Below are 23,335 nucleotides of genomic sequence, written 5' to 3'. Positions count from 1 at the left end.
TCGCTTATCTCATGGTTCAGAACTGGCACCATCAGTCTCCATTTCTGGAACATTGAATGCACGGCAAACAGCCCTTTTCTCCAGGTGAGATTATGGCGATCCTATCCAGTCCGTCAGGCTCTGCTGTTCCTCCGTGAACGTTTGGAGCATAGACGATGCAACCCATTGTGAAAAACTGTGCCGGCATTGACGTCCATAAAATGATGGTCATGGTAGCCGTTCGCAAGGAAATGCCAGAAGGCGATATTCAAGTGCTCACGCAGAAATTTGGAACTTTCCGCAAAGATCGGGAGTTAATGTGCCAGTTCCTTCAGCAGCATCAGGTGGATCTGGTGGTGATGGAAAGCGCAGGTGTTTACTGGAAAAGTATTTATGCGTCCATTATTGGCCGTGACCTGAAGCCCTGGGTAGTGAATGCACGACACGTTAAGAATGTACCCGGTCGAAAAACCGATACACTGGACAGCCAGTGGCTTGCGCACCTTGCCCACTGCGGCCTGGTTCGTCCGAGCTTTGTGCCTCATCCTGATCAGGAGCAGGTACGCCTGCTGACTCGCCGCCGGGACACTATTGTCAAACAAATAGCGACTGAGAAAAATCGCCTTCATAAAACACTGGACGACAGTGGCATCAGACTCGGCGGCCTGATTAGTGACATTAATGGAAAGTCAGGTCAACGCATGGTGAATGCGCTCATTGATGGTGAGTCCCTTCAGGATATTATCAAGAAAGCGGATGGCCGCCTGAGGGGAGACAGAAAACAACTGATGGCCAGCATGGACGAGAAACTATCCTCCTCTCACCTCATTGTGCTGAAAAGCATCCGGAGCCATATCGCTTTCCTCAGTGAGCAACAGCAGGCAGTGGAAACTCAGATTCTCAGCAGTATCAAACCGTGGAAAGAAGCCTGGCAGCTTCTGCAAACTTTGCCCGGAGTTAGCGAGATGAGTGCCGCATCGCTGATCGCAGAAATAGGTAATGATATGAGCCAGTTTGGCGGCATGAAGGAAATCGCCTCCTGGGCTGGACTCTGTCCGGGCAATAACGAAAGTGCAGGCAAGCGAAAAAGTGGTCGAACCCGGAAAGGGAATAAAATGATCAAGACGACGCTTTGCGAGGTGGCTAATGCAGCCATCAAAACGAAGAGTCAGTTCAAGGGCAAATACCAGAGTCTGGTGATTCGTAAAGGTCACAAGCAAAGTCTGATCGCCATTGCGCATAAACTGATTCGTGTGATCTACACCCTGCTCAAGAAGCGACAGCCCTATATTGATCCTGACACTGATTACGAGGGTTTGATGGTCAGGAAGAATGCTTAACGCTGGTTGCACAAGCTGGAAGAGTACGGTTATTTAGGACAAGTACAACAACGAGCCTAAACTCGTGTTTGATACGATAGTTCCTTGCTCTGTGCAAGGCGGTTGTTTACGCCCTGAATTCGGGAATTTTCACGGCAAAAACAGAGGCGCAATTTATACCGGAAACTTACTCGGAAAGTTTTGGCTCACGTCAATAATTAGTCAGCCATGCAGGTTTCTGTAAAGCTGAATTGTGTTACATCAAACAGACCATTAGAGGTCAGCTTCAGCGCAGGAATCACGGGCAGACTCATAAACACCAGCGTCATCAGCGGCTGAATGTCGGCATTAATACCAAACTCATCCTTTGCCATTGCCAGCAGTTCACCCATGCGGGCTGCGACTTCTTCAGCGGGTTTGTCAGACATCAAACCGGCTACAGGCAGAGGCAGGTCGCCCACTACCCTGCCCTCTTTCACCAGTACAAAACCACCGCCAATGGTTTCAACATGCTTAACCGCCATGACCATATCGGCATCGTTGTCGCCCACCACGACAATATTGTGAGAGTCGTGGGATACGGTGGTGGCAATGGCACCGCCTTTCAGGCCATAGTTAGCCAGAATGGCGACGGACAGATTGCCAGACGCCTTGTGACGTTCAATCACTGCCAGTTTGTTCAGGCCGCTGTTCAGGCGAGCATCAAACAAGCCTTCCCCATTTGCTTGTACATCGACTTCTACAGCATCGGTCAGCACTCCACCCGGGCAAACACCAATAGCGCGGGCTTTGCGGGTGGTCAGTGGCAGATCAAAGTGGCTTTCAGAAACCGGAGCGATATTCACGGTGTTCAGAACGGTGTCGCTGGTGTAATCCTTTATCCCGACCAGCATCTCGCCATTACGGGCCACTTCCTGACCTGCGCAGAACACGCGTCTGGCAGCAAAAGCTTTCAGGTCATTAACAATAACAATGTCTGCATCATAACCCGGAGCAATCGCCCCTTTGGATTTCAGGCCGTAGCATTCTGCGGCATTCAGGGAACCAATGGTTACCGCAGTAATCGGGTCCAGACCTTCTTCAACGGCGACACGCAGGTTTTTGTTCACATGACCGTCTTCAAAGATGTCCTTTGGCTCACGGTCATCGGTACAGAACAGGCAACGACGGGCGTTGTTAGCATTGACGCCCTGCACCAGAGTGACCAGATCCTTGCAGGCAGAACCTTCACGAATCTGGACGTACATGCCCAGACGAATCCGGGCAATCATGTCTTCAACGGTTGAACATTCGTGGTCGGTCTTGATGCCCGACATGGCGTAAGCCTGCAGAGCCTGACCGCTCAGACCGGGGCTGTGACCGTCGGCAACAAAGCCGTTGTCCAGAGCCAGCTTTACTTTTGCCAGCATGTTGTCATCGCCATTAATCACACTGGGGAAATCCATGACTTCCCCTACACCCAGAACGTTAGGGTGGTTGATCAGTTCGGCAAGGTCATCAGCCAGCAGTCTGGCACCGGATTCTTCAAACGGTGTTGCGGGTACGCAGGATGGCAACATCACTTTAACGTTCAGTGGCAGATCCTTAGAGGCATCCAGCATAAAACGAATGCCGTCCAGCCCACAAACATTGGCGATTTCGTGCGGATCCGCAATGATGGTTGTGGTGCCGTGAGGCAGAACAACACGGGAAAACTGTGGTGGTGTGATGGCAGAGGATTCGATATGCACATGACTGTCGATCAGGCCGGGGATGACCACGCCACCTTCTGCGTCAATCACTTCTCTGGCTTCGTAATCGCCAAAACCAATGACCTTGCCATTGCCAATAGCCAGAGGGCCATCAACCAGCGTCTGGTTAAAGACGTCAACGACCTTACAGTTGGTGATCAGGGTATCTACCGGAGTGCGTCCGGCGGCCATATCGATAAGCTGTTTCATAATCTCTGCCTGAAAAAAATTAGCCACTGCGTTGGGAGTCGCTTCGCTCGTCCCAACCTACAGGATATTTATTCTGTTTTGCCCAGTACCGGATCAAAGGTTTGTTGTGTGTGGAAGTCCACCGCACCCAGATCGGTCATGGCATAATCAGGAATGGCAGTAATCTGCAGACAGCACATGTAGAACACTGGATCTGGCAGGTCACAACCCAGTTCACGGGCTACTTCTTTCATATGGCGCTCGGCTGCCGCCATAGCTTCCGGCTCTATGTCAGAGGTGATACCGCAGATAGGCAGATGGATGAAATCCAGAATTTCACCGTCTTTAACAATTACCTGACCGCCGCCATTTTCCGCGATGTAATTAATCGCCAGAGCCATGTCTTCGGAGTTGGTACCGATACACATGATGTTGTTGTCGTCTGGTGCCTTGGAGCTGGCCATAGCACCGCCTTTCAACTTCCAGCCCGATACAAAGGCAACCGGCTTATTGCCATTCTTGCCAAAGCGTTCAACAACAGTCGCATACAAAACGTCGTTTTCTACATCAGGCAGAACGACGCCGTTTTCAACTTTCAGCTCTACATCACGACGTTTGCGCACAAACGGCACGTCGTAATCCACTTCCATGGACAACACCTTCACACGGTCAGCGTCGATGTCGGTACGAACCTTCATGTCTTCAGCAGTGATCGCCGGGATTTTCAGTCTGGACGACAGGGTTTCAGAACGAGCGGGTGCTTTCAGATCCACTGCCATTTTCCCTTCATTCACCACCAGTTTGCCTTTAGCAATCACCTTGTCGATGCTGAACTCACGCAGGTCATCAACAAACAGGATGTCGGCAATTTTTCCCGGAGAGATGGAGCCCACCAGATGGTCAATGCGATACGCTTCCGCGCTGTTCAGAGAGCCCATCTGGATAGCAGTAATCGGGTCAACACCGGCAGCAATGGTCATACGGATCAGCTTGTCCATGTGACCGTTTTCCAGAATCTCGGAAGGAATCACGTCATCGGTACAGAAGCTGACACGACGGGCAACGCGCGGGTTGATGTGTGTCACGACCTTCATGTTTTCATTGAGGAAGTGAGAGATTGAGGATTCACGTACCAGCAGGAACATACCCTTGCGGATTTTTTCCATGGCTTCTTTGTGGTCATAGCTTTCGTGATCCAGACGTACACCGGCGCTCAGAATGCCGTTCAGACGTTCACCAGTCGTCATTGGCGCACAGCCGAAGACGGGCAGGTTGTTTTCCTGTGCGGTTTCGATAGCGCCCATCACACCGTCGTGTTTATTTTCAACGAACTCGGAAACGGTTTCCCATACGCCGAATACTTCAGGCCACTTCTGAACTTCTTTATGCACCTCTGGAGTGACATCAAAACCAACGGTGGACTTTGGCAGGGTGTAAGGGGTGGTGAATGGCAGACCCCAGAATACTTTCAAAGGACCTTCGCTGATTTCGTCCAGTACGTCACGCACACCTTCCAGACCGGCAGTGACCAGGTACTGATCCAGACCCGATACGATGCTGGTGGTTCCGCAGGGCACAACCGCTTTGGCAAAGCTGGTCATGGACATCTTGCTGCATTCGATGTGCAGGTGGCCGTCGATCAGGCCCGGACACAGGAACTTGCCTTGTGCATCGATAATCTGAGTGTTTTCACCGATATAGGCTTCGCAGTCACCGGTTGCAACGATTCGGGAACGATAGATGGCAACGTCAGCGTCGTAGATTTCGGAAGACGTAACGTTCACCAGCTGACCGTTTTTGATAACGATGTCCGCAGGGATTTTTGCCATACCAGCGTCGATCAGGTCACGCAGATTTTCTTTGATCATGGGTCAAACTCTCGGTAATCACTGTCTGTCTACTGTGCAGACAGCGACTTAAAAAACAGATAAAAGGCGGCAGATAGCCGCTAATTCATTACAAATCAGGGTAATAGTCACAGACTTCAATTTAGGGTGACTACCCAAAGAGCGAGACCTGAGTCAGATCCAGCCGGTTTTTTCAGGCTGGGGGCAGGATGATTCTGTAAGGTGGCGAGACGCCTGAATAGCAGAATTAGTCATCACAAACTCGAATGAATAACAAAAGGCAGATTAATGTGCTGCAAGCAAAGTGATTATATGGTCGTTCAATAAATTTGCATCTCAAAATGAGCAAGTTTACGGAAAGTCCTTAGAAGCTGACAGGTTTGTAGGTGAGGCTTCGCGAGTACCTCCGGAGTTTTGGCTCCGGAGATACAGGGAGACATTACAGGAAAGCGTAACGCAGCAGGAATACAACGGTCAGCAAGGCACAGACCGGAGAGATTTCTTTATAACGACCCGCCACGATTTTCATGAACGTGTAAGAGATAAAGCCGGTGGCAATACCTTCTGTCAGAGTGAAGCTGAACGGAATCATGATGGTGGCTGCAAAGGCGGGAACGGACTCGGTAAAGTCTTCCCAGTTCACCTTGGTCAGATCAGCCGTCATCAACAGACCCACGTAAATCAGCGCACCGGCTGTGGCATAAGCTGGAATCATGCCAGCCAGTGGAGAGAAGAAGATAGCCAGCAAAAACAGGATACCAACGACAACTGCCATAAGCCCGGAACGACCGCCATCAACAACACCTGTCGCACTTTCAATGAAAGGACAAATGGATGATGTACCCATAAACGCACCACCTGCCGAACCAAGGCTGTCGATGTACAAGGACTTGGTCGCATTAGGGTAGTTGCCGGTTGAATCGGTAAGACCTGCTTTATCGGTAACCGCAATAAAGGTTCCGGCGGATTCAAACAGGCTGACCAGCATAACCGACAGAATTACTCCGAACAGGCTCATGTCCAGCGCACCCATATAGTCCAGCTGCCCAACCACCGGTGCAATGCTCGGTGGCATGGAAGCGATACCGGTGTATTGCACGTCGCCAATAGCCAGACCAATCAGGGTAATGGTCGCGATAGAAACGACCACTGCCGCTTTAAAGCCCCGGTGTACCAGACCCACCATCAGCAGGAAACCCAGACAACCCAGAACAAATTCGGCAGAGCGCGGATTACCCAGAGTCACCATGGTCGCCGGATGATCGACAATAATGTGCGCGTTATGCAGGCCTATCAGGGCAATGAACAGACCACAACCGGTTGCAATGCCTACTCGCAGACTGGTGGGAATACTGGTGATGATGTAGGCACGAAACGGGGCGGCAATTGCAAACAACAGCGAGCCCCAGAAGATAACCGCCATACCGGTTTGCCAGCCCAGCCCCATGCTGCCCACCAGAAAGAAAGCAAAGTAGCTGTTCAGTCCCATAGCCGGAGCCATGGCAATAGGCAGATTGGCAAAAATGCCCATGGCGATACTGCCAATGGCTGCAATCAGGCAGGTAGTGACGAATACGGCCTGAGCATCCATGCCTGCAGCAGAAAGAATCTGCGGGTTAACAAAAATGATGTAGGCCATGGTCAGGAAAGTGGTCACGCCTGCCATGCTTTCCTGCTTGATGCTGGTGCCTTTTGCTGAAAGATCAAAGAAACGTTCAATCCATCCGGTTTTTTGTGGTTGTGGACAGGATGACTGGCAAAGGTGACGGGTATCCCGGATAGCAGACGTGGTCATAACTCACTCGGATGATTGATCAAATAATGCACTACAGTGCTGCGTGCAAAAGAATTATATGTTCGTTCAAAATATTTTCACCTTAAAAGTGATCAGGTTTCGGGAAGTGCTGATTATGAATCGGCATTTACCTAAGCGTCTGTCAATGTCTTGAAAATGACGTTTTCTGATTGTTTTATAATCAAGATTTACTGCGACGAACTGCATTATCTGGGTAATAATGAGTGATTATGAATCACAGAAGCTTCAGGTGTCGCAGATGAAACGAGCTATCGTTCTGGTCATGGATTCTTTCGGCATAGGTGCCACGGAAGATGCTGACAAATTCGGAGACAAAGGATCGAACACTATTGGTCATATCGCCCGGGCCTGTGCAGAAGGTAAAGCCGATATCGGTCGTCAGGGCCCTTTGAGCTTACCGGTACTGTCCAGTCTGGGGCTGGTGCATGCAGCGCAGGAATCGGCGGGAGAGTTTCCTGCCGGCATGGCGACGGATGCTGAAATTGTTGGTGCTTACGGGCATGCCAAAGAACTGTCCAGTGGCAAGGACACCCCCAGTGGTCACTGGGAAATGATGGGGGTTCCGGTATTGTTCGAATGGGGTTATTTCAAAGAGTTGGAAAACAGTTTTCCGACCAAACTGCTCGATGAAATCATGGCAAAATCCGACATTCCCGGTTTTCTGGGTAACTGTCACTCATCGGGTACCGTGATTCTGGAACAACTTGGTGAAGAACACATGCAGTCCGGCAAGCCTATTTTTTATACGTCGGCGGACAGTGTGTTCCAGATTGCCTGTCATGAAGAAACCTTTGGGCTTGAACGCTTATATAAGCTGTGCGAGCTGGTCAGAGAGATTCTGGAGCCGTACAATATCGGCCGGGTTATTGCTCGCCCCTTTATCGGTGACGACGCCGGAGATTTCCAGCGCACCGGTAATCGCCGTGATTATTCCGTACTGCCTCCTTCACCTACCCTGCTCGATAAACTGGCCGGGAAAGGTGGTGAAGTGGTCAGTGTGGGCAAAATTGCCGATATTTTTGCCCATCAGGGTATCACCACAAAGCTGAAAGCCAACGGGATTGCCGGATTGTTTGAAACCACCATGCAGGCGTTTGAATCTGCCGGTGACCAGTCCCTGATTTTCACTAACTTTGTCGATTTTGATTCATCGTTTGGCCATCGTCGCGATGTAGCGGGTTATGCAGCGGCACTGGAAGAGCTGGATGCCATGCTGCCCCGCCTGCTGAAAGAAATGGAAGGCGATGATCTGTTAATTATCACGGCGGATCACGGCTGTGACCCCACCTGGGTTGGCACTGACCATACCCGTGAGCACATTCCGGTGCTGGTGTTTGGTCGTAAAATCAGACCGGGGTCTTTGGGACGCCGACAGACATTTGCGGATATCGGGCAAAGTCTTGCCAGTTATTTTGGACTGGAGCCAATGGAATACGGCACCAGTTTTTTAAATGAGTTAAAGAGGTAAAGAGAGTGACCCCTCATATTCACGCTAAACCAGGTGCTTTTGCTGACGTATGTCTGATGCCTGGTGACCCTCTGCGCGCAAAATACATTGCTGAAACCTTCCTTGAAGGTGCCGAGCTGGTTAATGAAGTTCGTAACATGCTCGGGTATACCGGTGAATACAAAGGTCGCAAGGTCTCTGTGATGGGGTCCGGTATGGGCATCCCGTCAGCATCCATCTATTACAAGGAACTGATCACCGAATACGGCGTCAACAAGCTGATTCGTGTGGGTTCCTGTGGTGCGATTTCACAGGACGTTAAGCTGCGTGACATTGTTATCGGTATGGGAGCCTGCACCGATTCAAAAGTAAACCGCATGCGTTTCAAGAATCATGATTTTGCGGCTATCGCCGACTACGGTCTGCTGGAAAATGCTGTTAATACCGCGCGGTGTAAAAACCTGCCGGTGAAAGTGGGCAACCTGTATTCCTGCGACCTGTTTTACAGCCCCGAGCAGGACATGTTTGACGTGATGGAACGTCATGGCATTCTGGGTGTGGAAATGGAAGCGGCTGGACTGTACGGCGTGTGTGCAGAATACGGTGCCAAAGGTCTGGCTATCTGTACAACCAGTGACCATATTCGTCGCGGAGAAGCCCTGTCTCCGGAAGATCGTCAGCTGTCGTTCAATGAAATGATTGAGATCGCTCTGGATTCGGTTCTGCTGTGATCTTTTGATGATTGAGTCCGGTGCAACACCGGGCTCAGCGGGCAAACTGATCGATCATCGGATCAATGTCGTAATTTGCTGCCTGAATCGGTGTATTGTTTTCAATAAACGACCAGAGCGCGTCGGCATCGGTACGATTCAGGTTAATAAACCCGGGATGGTCGATGAGTGTCGGGTAACCGTCTTCTCCGGCAGCCAGTGCTGTATTAATAGCCATCCGGTAATTGGCTTTTTGCCGAAGGTCGGTATTGCGAATTTTGATTTTAAGTCCTTCTTTTTCCGACAGGCGGAAGGTGACTCCGGAAAACTGTGCAAAACCACTGTCGCCTTTAGGAATCATAAATATCTTACGAAGGTATTTTTCAACTTCGAACCCTTTCATTTCAATCAGCCCGATCATATTGCTGTCTGGCTGCACTGAAAGAATATCCTGATAAGTAATGCTGCCTTCTGGCAAGCTGGCCTTAATACTGCCGGCATTCACGACGGCAAAATCAGCCCGGGCCATTTCCTGCTGGGCGCTGGCAATCAGGTTGCCGAGATTGGTGTGGCTGGTTCGGACTTCGTCGGCTTCCCCTTGCAGACGCTCATCCGTCACGCCAATGCTCTGTTGCAGGCGAAGTTCGCCATCAAGTTTGTAAGGTGCTAAAAGCTCCAGCATTTCCGGAGCTTCACGCCAGAGTTTTTCATCGCCTTCATGATTGACCGGAATCAGCTCATAATGCGTCATCGTCAGTTTGCCATTTCGCAATTCAAAATCCGCTCTGCCGACATATTGACCACGACAACCAGCCTGAACAATCCAGCTGCCATTTCGCTGCACAGGTTCATAAAGGGCATTTTGGGAGTGCCCGCCAACAATCAGATCATAGCCTTCTACTTTGTCGGCCAGCCTGAGATCACCCGGTGAACTCAGGCTTCCGCTGTTGGTTTCAAAGTGTCCAAGATGCGCCAGAGCGATCAGCACATCAACATCTTCACGAAGAAGATCGACAGCAGATCGGGCTACTCTGACGGGTGCTGTAAACTCAATACCTTTGGTGTTTTCCGGGTGCCCTGTTCTCAAAGTGTCCGGTGTTGTAATACCAACGACGCCTACAGAAAGCCCGTTGAAGTTAAACGTTTTAAAGGAATCAAAGCCCGGTTGTCCGGTTTCCGAATCAAAGACGTTGGCTGCCAGAATAGGGAAGGTAGAAAGATCCTGCTGCATTTTGAGGATATTGGGCGGGATATCAAACTCATGACTGCCCACCACCATGGCGTCGTAGCCAATGAGGTTCATGCCAAGTATATCGGGAATACCACTTTGCAGGTCGGATTCCGGTACGCCTTTATTGATATTGCCACCGGACAATAGCAGAACATGTCCGCCTTCGTTTTCAACCTCTTCCCGAATGGAGTCGATCAGCGTTTTACGGGCAGCCATGCCCCATTCGTTTTTGTCGTTGCGCCAGAACTGACCGTTATTATCGTTGGTGTGCAGTACGGTCAGCTTGTGATGTCTGCCTTCATCGTAGCGACTGTTTTCCACAGCTGGAGAGCATCCTGCCAGCAGGACTGACATGGAAAGCAGGGCTGTGATCAACGGAAATCGACGAAGAATGGACATGCAATTGTCTTTATCGTGTTAGTTGGAATACAGGCCTGAATATATCACTGCAGTACCAGAGAGAGTGTCGGTGAAAGGAGGGTGCTGCGAAAAGTCTGTGTAAAGAACTTTCGATGTGAAAAATAAATTTATCAATAACAAAGACTTATAAAAACAGTGTCGTATGCTCGTTCTGTATCTGTTGATCGGGCGTTATTATCCGACCGTTGATATCACAGGAGTATGTACCATGCTCAGCTCGCGTCTTGTGTCTCTGTTTCTGGCAGGTGCCCTGTTGCTTGCCGGTTGTGCCCATGATCAAAAAGTGCCGACGTCGGCGAAGTTGAAGTCGGTCGAATTTACCGTTGTGCACACCAACGATAATCACGGAAAGTTCTGGCGCAACCGTCATGGTGAAATGGGCATGGCTGCTCGCAAGACTTTGATTGACCGTATTCGTCGAGACGTTGAAAGCAAAGGCGGTAAAGTGCTGGTGTTGTCTGCCGGAGACGTTAATACCGGTGTGCCTGAATCGGATATCCAGCAGGCTAAACCGGACTTTATCGGCATGAACATGATTGGCTACGATGCCATGGCGTTGGGTAACCATGAATTTGATAATCCTCTGCCCGTACTACTGGAGCAGGAACACTGGGCACATTTTCCATTTCTGGCTGCCAATATTTTCTATAAAAACAACCATGAGCTTCTGTTCAAACCGTACATAATGAAAGACCTTGAAGGCGTTCGGGTCGCTATCCTGGGACTGACTACAGAAGATACCGAAGCACTGGTGATGCAGGATAATGTTAAAGACATCTACTTCACCGACGCCGTAAGCACTGCCAAAGAGTGGGTGCCCAAACTGAAAGATAAAGAGAAGGCTGATGTCGTTATTGCCCTTACCCATATCGGGCATTACCTGAATGCAGTGCATGGTAATAATGCTCCGGGGGATGTAACCCTGGCAAAAGACGTCAATGGTATTGATATCATTGTGGGCGGGCATTCCCAGAACAAAATGGAGAAGCCGGATATCAAGAACAGCACCTATATCCTGCAGGCATGGGAGTGGGGTAAGTATGTAGGCCGGGCTGACTTTGTGTATTACTACGTCGATAACTTTGATGGAAAAGGAAACCGTGGTGGTGTACTGAAAATGGTCAACTATCGCCTGATTCCTGTGAATCTGAAAAAGCAGGTGCTGGTGAATGGTAAAAGTGAATGGGTCAGCATTGAACCGGAGATTCCGGAAAATCCTGAAGTATTGAAAGTGTTGCAGGTTTATCAGGATAAAGCCTCTAAAATGCTGCTGAGAACAGTGGGTGAGCTGGATAAGCCGATGCCCGGAGAACGTGATATTGTTCGTTCACGGCCTGCCGCTATAGGCGTACTGATTGCCAGAGCGCAGATGGAGAAGGCCAAGGCCGATCTTGGTGTTGTTAATGGTGGAGGCATTCGCACAGGGTTACCCGCCGGAAACATTACCGAGAAGGATGTACTGAGTGTTCAACCCTTTGGGAATATGGTGTGCTATGTAGAAATGACGGGTACCGAGCTGAAGCATTTCATTGAGGATATTGCCAGCATTGAACCCACCAACGGCGGCTTTGCCCATTTCAGCAACAATGTTCGTTTAACGATTTCGGGTGGTGATAAACTGACCCGGCTGGAGATCAATGGCAAACCGGTTCAGAAAGATAAAACCTATCGACTGGCGATCAACGAGTTTTCAGCCAGTGGTGGCGATAAGTGGCCGGAGATTGACAACAACCCGACGTTTATTAATACCGGTTATACCGATGCGGTGGTGTTGAAAGATTATATTCAAAAGCATTCACCACTACAGCGGATCGTTTTTGAACCGCAGCCTGGTGATATCATAAGAAAATAATTGCTTTGCTAAGTACCTGTTCGGATCAGGCTGAACAGGTACTCAACTAACAGGCTGCCGGTGGATACAGAACTGATTACAAATTCGGATTACTTAGGGCTAAAAAATCACAAAGTTATAATCCAGCCAGACTCGAAGATCGTTTTCTTCCTTATCAATTGCTTTCATCAGTTCTTTGTCATTGCGGTAGATGCCGTAGTGAAGCTTGAATACCAGCCCTTTCAGAACGGTTTGCAGAAAAGCGTATTTGACCCAGACGTCGTGCTCGTTTTCAGACACCTTTTTGCTACCACCCTGCCGGTCATACACCTTCATGCCTGAGCCGCTGTAGTAGCCGTACCCGGCTTCCAGGCCTTTCGCGCCCAGTTTGGTAAAGTCGTATCCGAAGCCAACCATCCATACCGTTTCACCGTCGTACAGCATGTCTTCAGCAAAAGGGCTGGTGGGCATGCCCCAGATGCCGTGGGTGTTTTTACCCAGGTCGTAGTAATAGACAGACGGTGCCGCATACTGGCTGCTGTCACTGCGGAACTTATGGGTTTTGGACTCGGCTTTAAACGTACTGACTGCCGTATCAAAACTCCAGCTGCCAACGCTCAGGGTGGCATTCAGGTTACCCGCTGTGGCTTTGTCATCAAATGACTTCTTGCCGAAAACCTCGCCTGTCCACAGGTTTCCGTCTTCTTTGGTGTAAAACACCATACCGCCTAAGCGCAAGCTGGTACTGTCTGACAAAGGTGTTTTCCAGTTAACTTCAGCGTTATGTGCCTGCAGAAAACTCTTGGAAAAAGCATTGCGGTACTTTAGCTCAAGGCTCTGATGGTTGGGCAGGTCAAAGGTATGGGACAATTCGGCAGCCAGAATATAATCAATTTTTCTGCCATCGAAGTTTTCAATTTTGTTGAAATCATCTTCGTTACGCAGAGACATTTTATTCACGTACGCAAATTTAAACTGTGTCTCATACAGCTTGGTATTCAGGTTAACCCCTTCCCACGTACTGGGAACAGTACGGGAACCGGAGCTGGACACCAGACCTGTGTAGAGTTCCTGACGACCCACTTTCAGTCTGCCGGAAAAAGGATTGCCTTCCTGTTCGCACTTCAATTCAAACCATGCCTGACCCAGCTTGGAAAAGCCTTCCTGTTTACCGTTTTTGCCGGTCTTTAACAGCTGGTAAGAGTCTTTGAACCGGTCTTTGTCGTAATTGATTTTGGCCGCACCATAGAATGAGCCACCAATGGCAAACATATCACCGAGATAGCCTGAGCGGACATTCACAAGCAAGCCGCCAGTCCAGGCGCCATCCCGGTAGGGTTTTACACCCTGATCTTTCTGGTAAGTGTTTTCTACGTCGTAGTAAACCGTTCGAATTTTTCCGTCTATTGCGCCGTCGTCTATAAACGAGGTGCCGGTGCTGGCAAGGCAACTGGCGGACAATAACAGACACGATGACAAGGGGATAAGTGCTGGTCTTAGTGCAGGCACAGCGAGCTACCTGTTGTTGTGGCAGAATTCGACCATTTAGTATAGCGGCTTGCATTTAGACAAAAGCTTTAAAGTAATTTGGACAGTTTGCCCGTTGTTGCAGGGGGAGCTTCGGGTATGTTTGCTGAATCGTTGTCTGCCCGGCTTATCAGGCATAAGGCGTTTGGGTCTTTCGTCAGATTTTTTTCTAACCACGCCATGCTTTTGACCTGATGCCCTCCGTGCCATGGGTCATTCAGAATAACATTGTTACCGACTTTTCCGACCACCAGAATCGAGTGCGTGGTTAACCCTTTGGCAAATTTTATCGTTGCCAGTAGCGGACCTTTCTCAATATGCTTTTTCAGGCTCGCTGTATCTGGTTGACTCAACGCTGTTTGTTCCAGACCATTTTCGTGTAATGAGTGGGAGAAGTCTTCAGAGTCCACTCCCTTTAACATCGAACGATGAGTGTCAGACTGAACAAACACGCCATTATGGTGCGAGCCTTGTATCTGATGAGCGTCCTTACAGTCAAAATACTGTAGCAGCATCCCGTGGCAGGCATCCAGACACCCATTAGGTGAACCTTGTTGTATGTGAGGAACCCCATGAAGTACATTATTTTCAGTTCGATAAGTTTCGTGCCGGATGCCTTTGGCAATATTGGCCAGAGGTGAGCTGTTCTGACGCAGCAAGGGTTGTGCGCTGGATTTCTTCAAAGAGTAGGCACTTAACGCTTTTAAGGACTTGAGCAATGCTTTAGGCGAAGGAAGATACTTGCGGTCCGGTACAGAAGACACCTTTCTGCCTTTGTGGTTGACTTCAGGATTATCGGTCTTTTGAGGCTGCAGTTTTTTTATGAGCTGATTGCTGTTATCTCTGACTTTGTAGTTTAAAGCCTGCCCCAGAATGCCGGTAGGTAGCTTCATACCCTCCTCCCTGAGGAAATGAATAGCGATAAAGAGTTAATCGTCCGCAAACGTTTCAATATAAAGTTTTTCGACTTTTTCCCTTGCCCATGGTGTTCTGCGCAGAAACTTCAGGCTGGATTTGACCGACGGCTCATGGGTAAAGCACCCGATATCAATCATGTGCCCAAGGCTTTTCCAGCCATAGTGCGCATGCAGGTCTGTGACAATTTTTTCAAGGGTTATCCCATGCAGAGGGTTGTTAGGCTGTTGCAGCTGCATAGCAGTTCAGTCCTGTTTATTGAGAGGGGTTTAGAGGAGTTTAATGCATATTTTGAAGGTCGATTAACTATCCATCGACGAACCTGCTTGTGTTTTATCAGTTAAAAAAAATGCCCCCGTGTTGGGAGCATTTTTTTATCAGGCAGGCCTATCAGAAGTTGTACTTCAGGCTGTAGATGATGCCGTCCTGATAAGTAGCATTGCCCAGCTTGTCATCCGCATAGCGGTACTGCAGACCTGCGGTAATACTGTCTGTAGCATTCCACCACAGAGCAAGACCACCATTGTGGCCAGACTTTTTAGAGTTGCCACTGGCACTGCGCAGGTAGTTGGAGTTACGACCGAATTCGTACTCGTGCCAGTTGGTGATCATGAAGTCTTCACCCATGGCTTTGAAGTTATAACCGGCTACCCAGCCCAGCATGTAGCCATTGTTGCCTTTAAAATAAGTAGTTTCGGCGTGATGCAGCGATAAAGTTGGCTTGAAAAAATAGTTATCACCTGTGAAGTTATAACCAAATCCAACGAAGCGGTTTTGTTCGTCAAAGTCATGGGTGCGCAGGTCATAAACTTGTGCAAACAGGTTGAAACCAGTCTCACCCAGATTGATACGGGTATTAGCCTTAGTTGCTAAACGGCGACCATCTTTGCTGCTTTTGTGAGGGTTTTCCAGATCGAAAAATCCATAGACTTCACCCCATGTAAAACCAGCACCGCCTTCAGCTTCCAGATAGGTGAAATCTTTATGGGCAGTGTTCTTTTCGGTCTTGTTGGTCCAGTCCAGACGGTTGATGCTGACGTTACCAAAACCGTACAGGTATTCGGCACTTGCAGTCGTAGCAGCGGTCAGAGTAGCCAGAGCGATGGTGGCGTTACGCAGCAGTTTCATGGATGACCTGTTTCCAGTGTGTACTGTGTTAGCCACAAGAGGCTTTGCCGGTTCAGACGGCAGGTACCTGTTGTGGTCAAAATCGGTTGTGCAGAATTTATAGAGTCTGTAAATAAATAGGGATGGTTGATTACCGATCAATTTGATCGGATATTATACAGTTATGTCCGGATTTGTAGTGTAAAGAAGCTATCGGTTGAGTGGTGTTCTCTTTCTGATGGTGGTCAGTTCTTATCCGAACAATGATAGCTTTTGGATGTGATGAATTTGTGTTCTTTTTTTTTCATTATCAACGTATCAGCTAATGCAAATTGTTGTTTACAAAAGTGACAGGTTTTTCCGGTCGCCCGACTGTTGAAAAATTAGGCTATGCTTCTGCGCTTGTCATTATAACTTCATCAAAAGCACGATGTTTAACAAGAAAGTATTAACGTGCCACCTCTCGGCAGCTTGTCTGATTGTTGCCGGTTACAGTTGTTCTGTCAGGGCAACTGTGCAAAGAGTCGAGATCAATATTCCGGTGGTGTTGGCTTTGTTGCCTGCTATGAAACAACTGAAATCATGGCTTTGGGTAGAAAAAACTGCAACCAGGTCGGGTCACTATTTGCAGCCCGTTACATTTGCCAATTGCTATCAAGAGCTCATAGAGCTGCTGTTGAATGATAATGCCGAAGTATTTGGTCTCACTTCAGACGTGTTGAATGTCATGAGTTATAGCATCTCTCCAGATTCTGATACCCAGAGCCTGATTACCCGATTGCCTGATGTCACCCTTGTAAGCAGTGGAACTAAAGGCAACTGGTTGTTGCTGGATGATAGTCAGTCGCCTATTTGCCAGCGAAAAGATGAACTGGCTGTTTTTCAGAAGAAACGACTGGATTTAACAAAGCCGTTTTATGGGCGCGAGTATTCTGGTGGTACGACTCGCCTTGACCAAAAACAGTCCCACAAACCGGATTTACTGATCAGTGTCGATAAAAACGGTGCCCTTATTTTTATCATTGTGGAAATCGATGAACGAGGAGTCAGCCATGTCAGAAAGGTGAAAACGTATGTACTGGTATCAGACCCTGATGCTAAGGAATTTGTAAAACGGTTATCAGAGTACTCTAATGTCAACATGACTGACGAGGTTAGCAGGTGGTTTGGCCTTAACTGGCTAAAGCCGGATAATCAGTCATTGTCAGAAGACTATCTCGACAGTGGGCAGGCTGAGGCTGCTGTCCGGCCTTATGCAGGTAATAACTTTGGCAGCTTTTGTTCCGATAATCTTCCTGTTGTTGAATGTCCCCAGACAAGCCATAAGACATTAAAGTTTCTCCTTGATCCCGACTATCGGGAAGATGCAAGGCAGGAAAGGCTCGCCATACAATGGGGTGAGTTCGATAGAGGTGAAAACTATCAATTTAATACATTGGATGAATACATTGCTCATATAAACAGGCAGCTTGAAAATAATGTGCCTTTAACAATGCTGTTTAATGATCTCTCCTACTTTTTGAAACACGAAATTAATTATATTGCTGCTGACCAAGATCAGCGTTTAGCTTTTAAAAAGCTTGTCAACTTTATACAAACTGCTGCATTAACCACTAATGAAGCTGATTTACGTCAGCTTATAAAAGAACATATTGAAGAGAGTCAAAGCTATGACAGCAGTATTCAAGGCCTTTGGTGGTGGGTTGTTTCAGTATTTGAACAATCCAATCAGGCTTGGGCAGCAGAAGCGTATATGAGAGGGTTGCTGAAGATACAGCCTGACAACCGTGATTTGTTGACTGCACTGGTTTGGCACCTTATACATGAACGGAAAACCGATCTGGCAAAAGAGTTAATCGACGATTGGCCGCAAAGAACCAATATGAGTAATCGTTTTCACAATAAAGTTCGTCTCATGCTTTATCCACATATAGTCAGAAAAATACAAGCGGAACCTTATGCTAACTTTAAGCCGTTTTCCCAAAAGATGTCAGACCGTTCTGGTCGGACAACTCAGTAACGAGCCTCCACCGGTTTTAAAGGGTGCTCCACAACGTATCAAAAACAATCTGCTGAGTGCTGGCAATTTCCGTAGAGTCAATCACCACTGCCACCGGATAATTGGTGGATGCCAGTGAGATCATCGCTACTTTGGGCGGATAGATGGCTATATAGCTGGCATCTATCTTGCCTTTGGCATCTATCCACTTCCGTTGCGACAACTCGGCGTCTTCACCGCCCTCACCAATGGCAATTACCCGGACATTAATCTGTTTTCGAATGCGTTGCTGGGTGTAATTCGGAAAAGGCCGGTACAAATGCTGGCGGATTGGTTTGGATGAAAACACAGAATACTGCTTGCCGTCCTGCTGTTCTATGGTGTTCAGAATATCTTTGAGCACAAACTCAATGCCGCTGTCGCCTTCATAAAAGCGCACATTACCCGGGTTAAAGTCAGGTTTCAGATGATTCAGCTGAGGAATCAGGGTGTGCTTCATCTCTTCAATGCCCTGCTCCAGTGATTGCCGCTTTTCTTCAGCCAGCTCTAGCAGCCTTTCCGGCGGTTCGGCACAGAACACCCGGCGTTTGCCTTTCGGGAAATAACTGACAATGCCTTTGCCCGCCAGGTCCTTCAGTGTTTCATAGGTCGTGCCCCGGTTGATGCCGGATTCGGCAGCAATGTCCCGAATGGAAGCCGTTCCCATTTTTAACAGAGCCAGATAGATGCTGACTTCTCTGGCGCTGAGCCCCAGTTGTTCCAGTATTTCGAGTTTCATAATTGTCAATTTTTTAATGACAAAGAGTGTTGTAATTAAGATGCTATAAGATAAGCTAAAAAAGTTACAGTCAGGAAGTGTCACTAACGATAATGACAAATATTTCTGACGTTAAAGAATTACTGCACCCGTTGTTTCAGACAGATATTTTCACTACTTATGTCTTCCCCCGCTGGCAAAGCCCTGATGGTCTTGTCGGGCTACTGTTTTCAGTGACACTGGTGACATATAGAAGTAGCGGAGTGCAAAAATGCAGCACTTTCCCAGAAAGCAGTATGGCTGCATTTTAAAAAGCATTGCAAGGTAAAACCATGAGAGCCGATATTGTCATTCTTGCTGCCGGACAGGGCAGCCGCATGAAATCCAACCTGCCCAAGGTTCTGCATTCCATTGCAGGCAAACCCATGCTGGAACATGTGATTCTGAGTGCCCAGAAAACCCAGAAAATGATTGGCGATGGCAATATCCATGTGGTGATCGGACACGGAGCAGACAAGGTAAAAGACGCTCTGGGTCATTATGACCTGAACTGGGTTGAGCAAACCGAACAGCTCGGCACCGGTCATGCGGTTCAGCAGGCGGTTCCCGGTTGCAAAGGTGCCGACGTGGTACTGGTACTGTACGGCGATGTTCCTCTGATTAACACTTCGACCCTTCAATCCCTGCTGGCTGCCAGTAACGGTGAACGCTTGGGACTGCTAACCATTAACCTGCCCAACCCTTCCGGTTATGGCCGTATTGTTCGTGATGGTTTTGGCAGCATTCAGGCGATTGTAGAAGACAAAGACTCATCCCCTGAGCAATTAGCCATTAACGAGGTTAACACCGGTATCATGGCCATCCCGGGTGGAAAACTGGGTGACTGGGTGATGGGGCTGGATAACAACAATGCCCAGAAAGAGTATTATCTGACCGATGTGGTAGCCAAAGCGGTTCAGGAAGGTACCCCGGTCGTTCATGTGCAGCCGCAGAAGGCTACAGAAGTTGAAGGTGTAAACAGCCGCGTTCAGCTGACCGAACTGGAAAGAGCCCTGCAAAAAGAACTGGCTGTCAGTCTTATGGCTTCTGGCGTGACCATTGTTGACCCGGCCCGTCTGGATATTCGTGGCAACATTAAGACAGGTCACGATATTTTCCTTGATATTAACGTCGTGCTGGAAGGTGAAGTCGAACTGGCGGACAACGTCACCATTGAGCCGGGCTGTGTCATTCGCAATTCCAAAATTGGCGAAGGTGCCATTATCAAAGCGCATTCGGTACTCGAAGACGCTGTGGTCGCAGCAGACTGTGAAGTCGGCCCGTTTGCACGACTGCGTCCGGGTACCAATCTGGCTGAAAAAGCGCGTGTCGGTAATTTTGTCGAAATCAAAAAAGCCAACATTGGTGAAGGCAGTAAGGTCAATCATCTCAGTTATGTCGGCGATGCTGACATTGGCTCCGGCGTAAACGTCGGTGCAGGTGTAGTGACCTGTAACTACGATGGTGTAAACAAGCATCAGACCGTGATTGGTGACGATGCCTTTATCGGCACAAACAACTCGCTGGTGGCACCTGTCTCTGTCGGCAAAGGCGCAACCACCGGTGCAGGCTCTGTGATTACCAAAGCTGTTGAAGACAACCAGCTGGCTGTCGGACGAGCCCGACAGCGCAATATTGATAGCTGGGAACGACCAATCAAAAAGGCGTAAACGTCAGCAGTAAGAAAGTGGGCAGATCACCTGCCCTTCTTTGTAAACAAATTCAGGGTAAAGAGATATGTGTGGAATTGTTGGCGCGGTAGCGCAAAGGGATGTGGCTCCCATTCTTTTAGAAGGACTTCGTCGTCTGGAGTATCGGGGCTACGATTCGGCCGGTGTTGCGATTGTGGACGATCAGGGCGAACTGCAGAGGGTTCGCAGAACCGGCAAGGTAGCAGAGCTGGCAGACGCTATTGCTGAAACACCAGCTCCGGGTGGTACCGGCATTGCCCACACCCGCTGGGCAACCCATGGTGAGCCAAACGAGCGAAATGCACACCCTCACGTATCCGGTGAAGATATTGCCGTGGTTCATAATGGCATCATCGAAAACCATGAAGACCTGCGTGAATTCCTGAAAGGTGAAGGCTATGTGTTCACCTCCGATACCGACACTGAAGTGATTGCACATCTGGTTAACCTTGAACAGAAGTCTTCAGGCACACTGCTGGAAGCCGTTCAGAAGGCCGTAAAAAAGCTTGAAGGCGCTTACGGCATGGTGGTTATGGATCGTACCGATACCGAGCGACTCATTGTTGCCCGTTCCGGCAGTCCGCTGGTGATTGGTCTGGGTCTGAGCGAAAACTTTATTGCTTCTGATCAACTGGCTCTGTTCCCGGTCACCCGTCGTTTTATGTTCCTTGAAGAAGGTGACGTTGCTGAGATCACCCGTACTACGGTTTCCGTGTTTGATTCGAAAGGTCAAACCGTTGAGCGCCCGGCCAAAGAAAGCGACATTGAGCACGATGCTGGTGACAAAGGTCAGTACCGTCATTACATGCTGAAAGAAATCCATGAACAGCCTGATGCCATTGCCAATACGCTGGAAGGTCGTCTGGGTGAGCACAAACTGAACCTGGATATTCTGGGCAAGGACGGCATTGAAATCCTGAACAAGACGGAAGCCGTACAGATTGTTGCCTGCGGTACCAGTTATAACTCTGCCATGGTCGCCCGTTACTGGTTTGAAGAACTGGCAGGTATCCCTTGTCGTGTAGAAATTGCTTCCGAGTTCCGCTACAGAAAATTCTTTGTACCAAAAAACTGCTTGTTCGTAACGATCTCCCAGTCGGGTGAAACAGCGGATACTCTGGCTGCATTGCATCTGGCGAAAGAGCAGGGCTACATGGCTTCCCTGAGTATCTGCAATGTACCGGGTTCCTCCATGGTGCGTGAATCGGATATATCATTGATGACCCGTGCCGGTGCTGAAATTGGTGTAGCGTCCACCAAAGCCTTTACAACCCAGCTCACGGCTTTGTTGATGCTGGTGGCTGCCATTGGTCGTCATACCGGTATGACCGAAGCGCAGGAAGCCGAAATCGTTCAGGCACTTCGTGAACTGCCACACTCTATTAAAGATGCGCTTGCACTAAGCAGCGACATCGAAGCTCTGGCAGAAGACTTTGCCCACAAACATCACAGCCTGTTCCTCGGTCGCGGTACTCAATACCCGATTGCCATGGAAGGTGCGCTGAAGCTGAAGGAGATTTCTTATATTCATGCCGAAGCTTATGCGGCGGGTGAATTGAAACACGGCCCACTGGCGTTGATTGACGACGATATGCCTGTCATTGTTGTCGCGCCAAATAACGACCTTTTGGAAAAACTCAAATCCAATATGGAAGAAGTACGTGCCCGTGGTGGTCAACTGTATGTCTTTGCGGATCGTGGCTCCAAAATGACACAGGCTGATGGCATGAAAGTGTTGCCAGTGAATGAAGTGCCAGAGATTGTGGCGCCTATCCTTTACACCATTCCTTTGCAGTTGTTGTCCTACTATGTCGCTGTTCTGAAGGGAACGGATGTGGATCAGCCCAGAAATTTGGCCAAGTCTGTCACTGTGGAGTGATGCTGTACTTCTAATCGTGCTCTTATGTGGGTAGTTTTATGCTGCCCACTGCTGTTTTTCAAAAATAAGTTTGATTCCATACTGGACGATTTTGCAAGAATCAATGCTGAAACAGACCATGCTTTAAAAAATGAACGGTTTGTCCGGCGACCTCTTTATTCCAGCGCATCAGGGAATGCCCAACGTCCACTTCAACAAAATCATTCATTGTTGTCGTTCGGGTTGAGCTTACTGCCACCAGTCCGTCGTTAGATTCTCCCAAAACCTTATTACTCAGAAACCAGCCGCGTGTGCCGGCAATCACACCGTGATGATAATCAACCGGAGGAAGGGTGTTAGGAAAGGCATCGTCATGGGTACCCAGCGACAGAGTGGTGTCGCCCAATGATTTCATCCACCAGTTGTTCTCATAATGATCGACAACCGCACTGCCATGGTTCGGTGTGCCGATCATCACCACTTGCCCCAGTCTTTTTCTGAGCGCTGCATTATCCGGATCTGCCAAATAAGATCGTGTCAGAAGCCCACCAAGGGAGTGACCAACAAAGTGAACACGGCTCCCGTTTACTACACACTGATCTATCTGATCTGAAACATCATTGACGACTTCAGCCATAGGACGCCTCAAAGAAGCGTAATCGATCACACAGGTTTGAAACCCTGCATCTGCGATATTGCGGGTCAGGTAACGCATTGCCGAGCCACTGCGGGCAAGGCCATGAATAATAACCACGGTTTCTGTTTCAGTGAACCCACTGTTTATCCGGGTTGTCGGGCTGCAGGCTGACAGCAGCGCGATCAGGGGCAGAAGTAAAAAAGTGTGCTTTGCAGGTCTGGTGTTCATTGGCTGTATGCTGGAAAGACTTAACCTTACTGCTGTTCAGGCAGACAACCTGCAATCT

General features: G+C 48.9%; 17 protein-coding genes. 7 read left to right on the top strand and 10 right to left on the bottom strand.

The features are described from left to right. Positions 1-155: 155 nt before the first annotated feature. Complete coding sequence (locus EZMO1_RS01530) at positions 156-1,319, top strand: IS110 family RNA-guided transposase (RefSeq protein WP_051790640.1); 1,164 nt, start codon at positions 156-158, stop codon at positions 1,317-1,319. Positions 1,320-1,516: 197 nt separating this feature from the next. Here the strand turns inward: EZMO1_RS01530 and ade are convergent, their stop codons facing one another. The 3 genes from ade to EZMO1_RS01515 all read right to left on the bottom strand — a co-directional run bounded on the left by ade (position 1,517) and on the right by EZMO1_RS01515 (position 6,859). Then, entirely contained in the window at positions 1,517-3,238 is a 1,722-nt protein-coding gene (gene ade, locus EZMO1_RS01525) for an adenine deaminase (RefSeq protein WP_034879249.1), read from the bottom strand. A gap of 68 nt (positions 3,239-3,306) precedes the next feature. After that, complete coding sequence (locus EZMO1_RS01520) at positions 3,307-5,085, bottom strand: adenine deaminase (RefSeq protein WP_034879248.1); 1,779 nt, start codon at positions 5,083-5,085, stop codon at positions 3,307-3,309. Between the two features lie 418 nt (positions 5,086-5,503). Further along, a complete protein-coding gene (locus EZMO1_RS01515; protein ID WP_034879247.1) occupies positions 5,504-6,859 on the bottom strand; it encodes an NCS2 family permease in 1,356 nt (451 codons plus the stop codon). A 259-nt stretch (positions 6,860-7,118) separates the two neighbouring features. Between EZMO1_RS01515 and EZMO1_RS01510 the strand changes: the two genes are divergently transcribed. Together EZMO1_RS01510 and deoD are read left to right on the top strand one after the other, a co-directional pair. Further along, positions 7,119-8,348, top strand: a complete 1,230-nt coding sequence (locus EZMO1_RS01510) for a phosphopentomutase (RefSeq protein WP_034879316.1) — start codon at positions 7,119-7,121, stop codon at positions 8,346-8,348. A gap of 56 nt (positions 8,349-8,404) precedes the next feature. Continuing rightward, positions 8,405-9,058, top strand: a complete 654-nt coding sequence (deoD, locus tag EZMO1_RS01505; protein WP_051790659.1) for a purine-nucleoside phosphorylase — start codon at positions 8,405-8,407, stop codon at positions 9,056-9,058. A gap of 34 nt (positions 9,059-9,092) precedes the next feature. Here deoD and EZMO1_RS01500 read toward each other — a convergent pair whose 3' ends face one another. Beyond that, a complete protein-coding gene (locus EZMO1_RS01500; protein ID WP_034879245.1) occupies positions 9,093-10,667 on the bottom strand; it encodes a 5'-nucleotidase C-terminal domain-containing protein in 1,575 nt (524 codons plus the stop codon). 229 nt (positions 10,668-10,896) lie between these two features. Here EZMO1_RS01500 and ushA point away from each other — a divergent pair, with 229 nt between their 5' ends. Next, positions 10,897-12,540, top strand: coding sequence for a bifunctional UDP-sugar hydrolase/5'-nucleotidase UshA (ushA, locus tag EZMO1_RS01495; RefSeq protein WP_034879315.1), 1,644 nt, complete (start codon positions 10,897-10,899; stop codon positions 12,538-12,540). A gap of 99 nt (positions 12,541-12,639) precedes the next feature. On the opposite strand, the gene EZMO1_RS01490 is transcribed toward ushA, so the two are convergent. The 4 genes from EZMO1_RS01490 to EZMO1_RS01475 form a co-directional block, all read right to left on the bottom strand. Beyond that, positions 12,640-14,028, bottom strand: coding sequence for an OprD family outer membrane porin (locus tag EZMO1_RS01490; protein ID WP_061509246.1), 1,389 nt, complete (start codon positions 14,026-14,028; stop codon positions 12,640-12,642). Between the two features lie 68 nt (positions 14,029-14,096). Beyond that, positions 14,097-14,939 carry a C39 family peptidase gene (locus tag EZMO1_RS01485; protein ID WP_034879243.1) on the bottom strand — a complete coding sequence of 281 codons (843 nt, stop codon included), beginning with the start codon at positions 14,937-14,939 and terminating at the stop codon, positions 14,097-14,099. Between the two features lie 36 nt (positions 14,940-14,975). Next, positions 14,976-15,200, bottom strand: coding sequence for a VF530 family protein (locus EZMO1_RS01480; protein WP_034879242.1), 225 nt, complete (start codon positions 15,198-15,200; stop codon positions 14,976-14,978). A 151-nt stretch (positions 15,201-15,351) separates the two neighbouring features. Further along, complete coding sequence (locus EZMO1_RS01475; protein WP_034879241.1) at positions 15,352-16,089, bottom strand: outer membrane protein OmpK; 738 nt, start codon at positions 16,087-16,089, stop codon at positions 15,352-15,354. Positions 16,090-16,846: 757 nt separating this feature from the next. Between EZMO1_RS01475 and EZMO1_RS01470 the strand changes: the two genes are divergently transcribed. Continuing rightward, positions 16,847-18,088: a hypothetical protein gene (locus EZMO1_RS01470; RefSeq protein ID WP_222842177.1), complete on the top strand. Its 1,242-nt coding sequence runs from the start codon at positions 16,847-16,849 to the stop codon at positions 18,086-18,088. Between the two features lie 16 nt (positions 18,089-18,104). Here the strand turns inward: EZMO1_RS01470 and EZMO1_RS01465 are convergent, their stop codons facing one another. Beyond that, on the bottom strand, positions 18,105-18,845 hold the full coding sequence (locus tag EZMO1_RS01465; RefSeq protein ID WP_034879239.1) for a TrmB family transcriptional regulator: 741 nt from the start codon (positions 18,843-18,845) through the stop codon (positions 18,105-18,107). Between the two features lie 311 nt (positions 18,846-19,156). Between EZMO1_RS01465 and glmU the strand changes: the two genes are divergently transcribed. Then, on the top strand, positions 19,157-20,533 hold the full coding sequence (gene glmU, locus EZMO1_RS01460; RefSeq protein ID WP_034879238.1) for a bifunctional UDP-N-acetylglucosamine diphosphorylase/glucosamine-1-phosphate N-acetyltransferase GlmU: 1,377 nt from the start codon (positions 19,157-19,159) through the stop codon (positions 20,531-20,533). Positions 20,534-20,600: 67 nt separating this feature from the next. After that, on the top strand, positions 20,601-22,433 hold the full coding sequence (gene glmS, locus EZMO1_RS01455; RefSeq protein WP_034879237.1) for a glutamine--fructose-6-phosphate transaminase (isomerizing): 1,833 nt from the start codon (positions 20,601-20,603) through the stop codon (positions 22,431-22,433). A 100-nt stretch (positions 22,434-22,533) separates the two neighbouring features. Here glmS and EZMO1_RS01450 read toward each other — a convergent pair whose 3' ends face one another. Then, positions 22,534-23,277 carry an alpha/beta fold hydrolase gene (locus tag EZMO1_RS01450; protein WP_034879236.1) on the bottom strand — a complete coding sequence of 248 codons (744 nt, stop codon included), beginning with the start codon at positions 23,275-23,277 and terminating at the stop codon, positions 22,534-22,536. Between the last annotated feature and the right edge of the window lie 58 nt (positions 23,278-23,335).

The sequence above is a fragment of the Endozoicomonas montiporae CL-33 genome, from assembly GCF_001583435.1.
Taxonomy (GTDB): domain Bacteria; phylum Pseudomonadota; class Gammaproteobacteria; order Pseudomonadales; family Endozoicomonadaceae; genus Endozoicomonas_A; species Endozoicomonas_A montiporae.
This window is presented reverse-complemented; position numbering and strand designations above follow the sequence as displayed.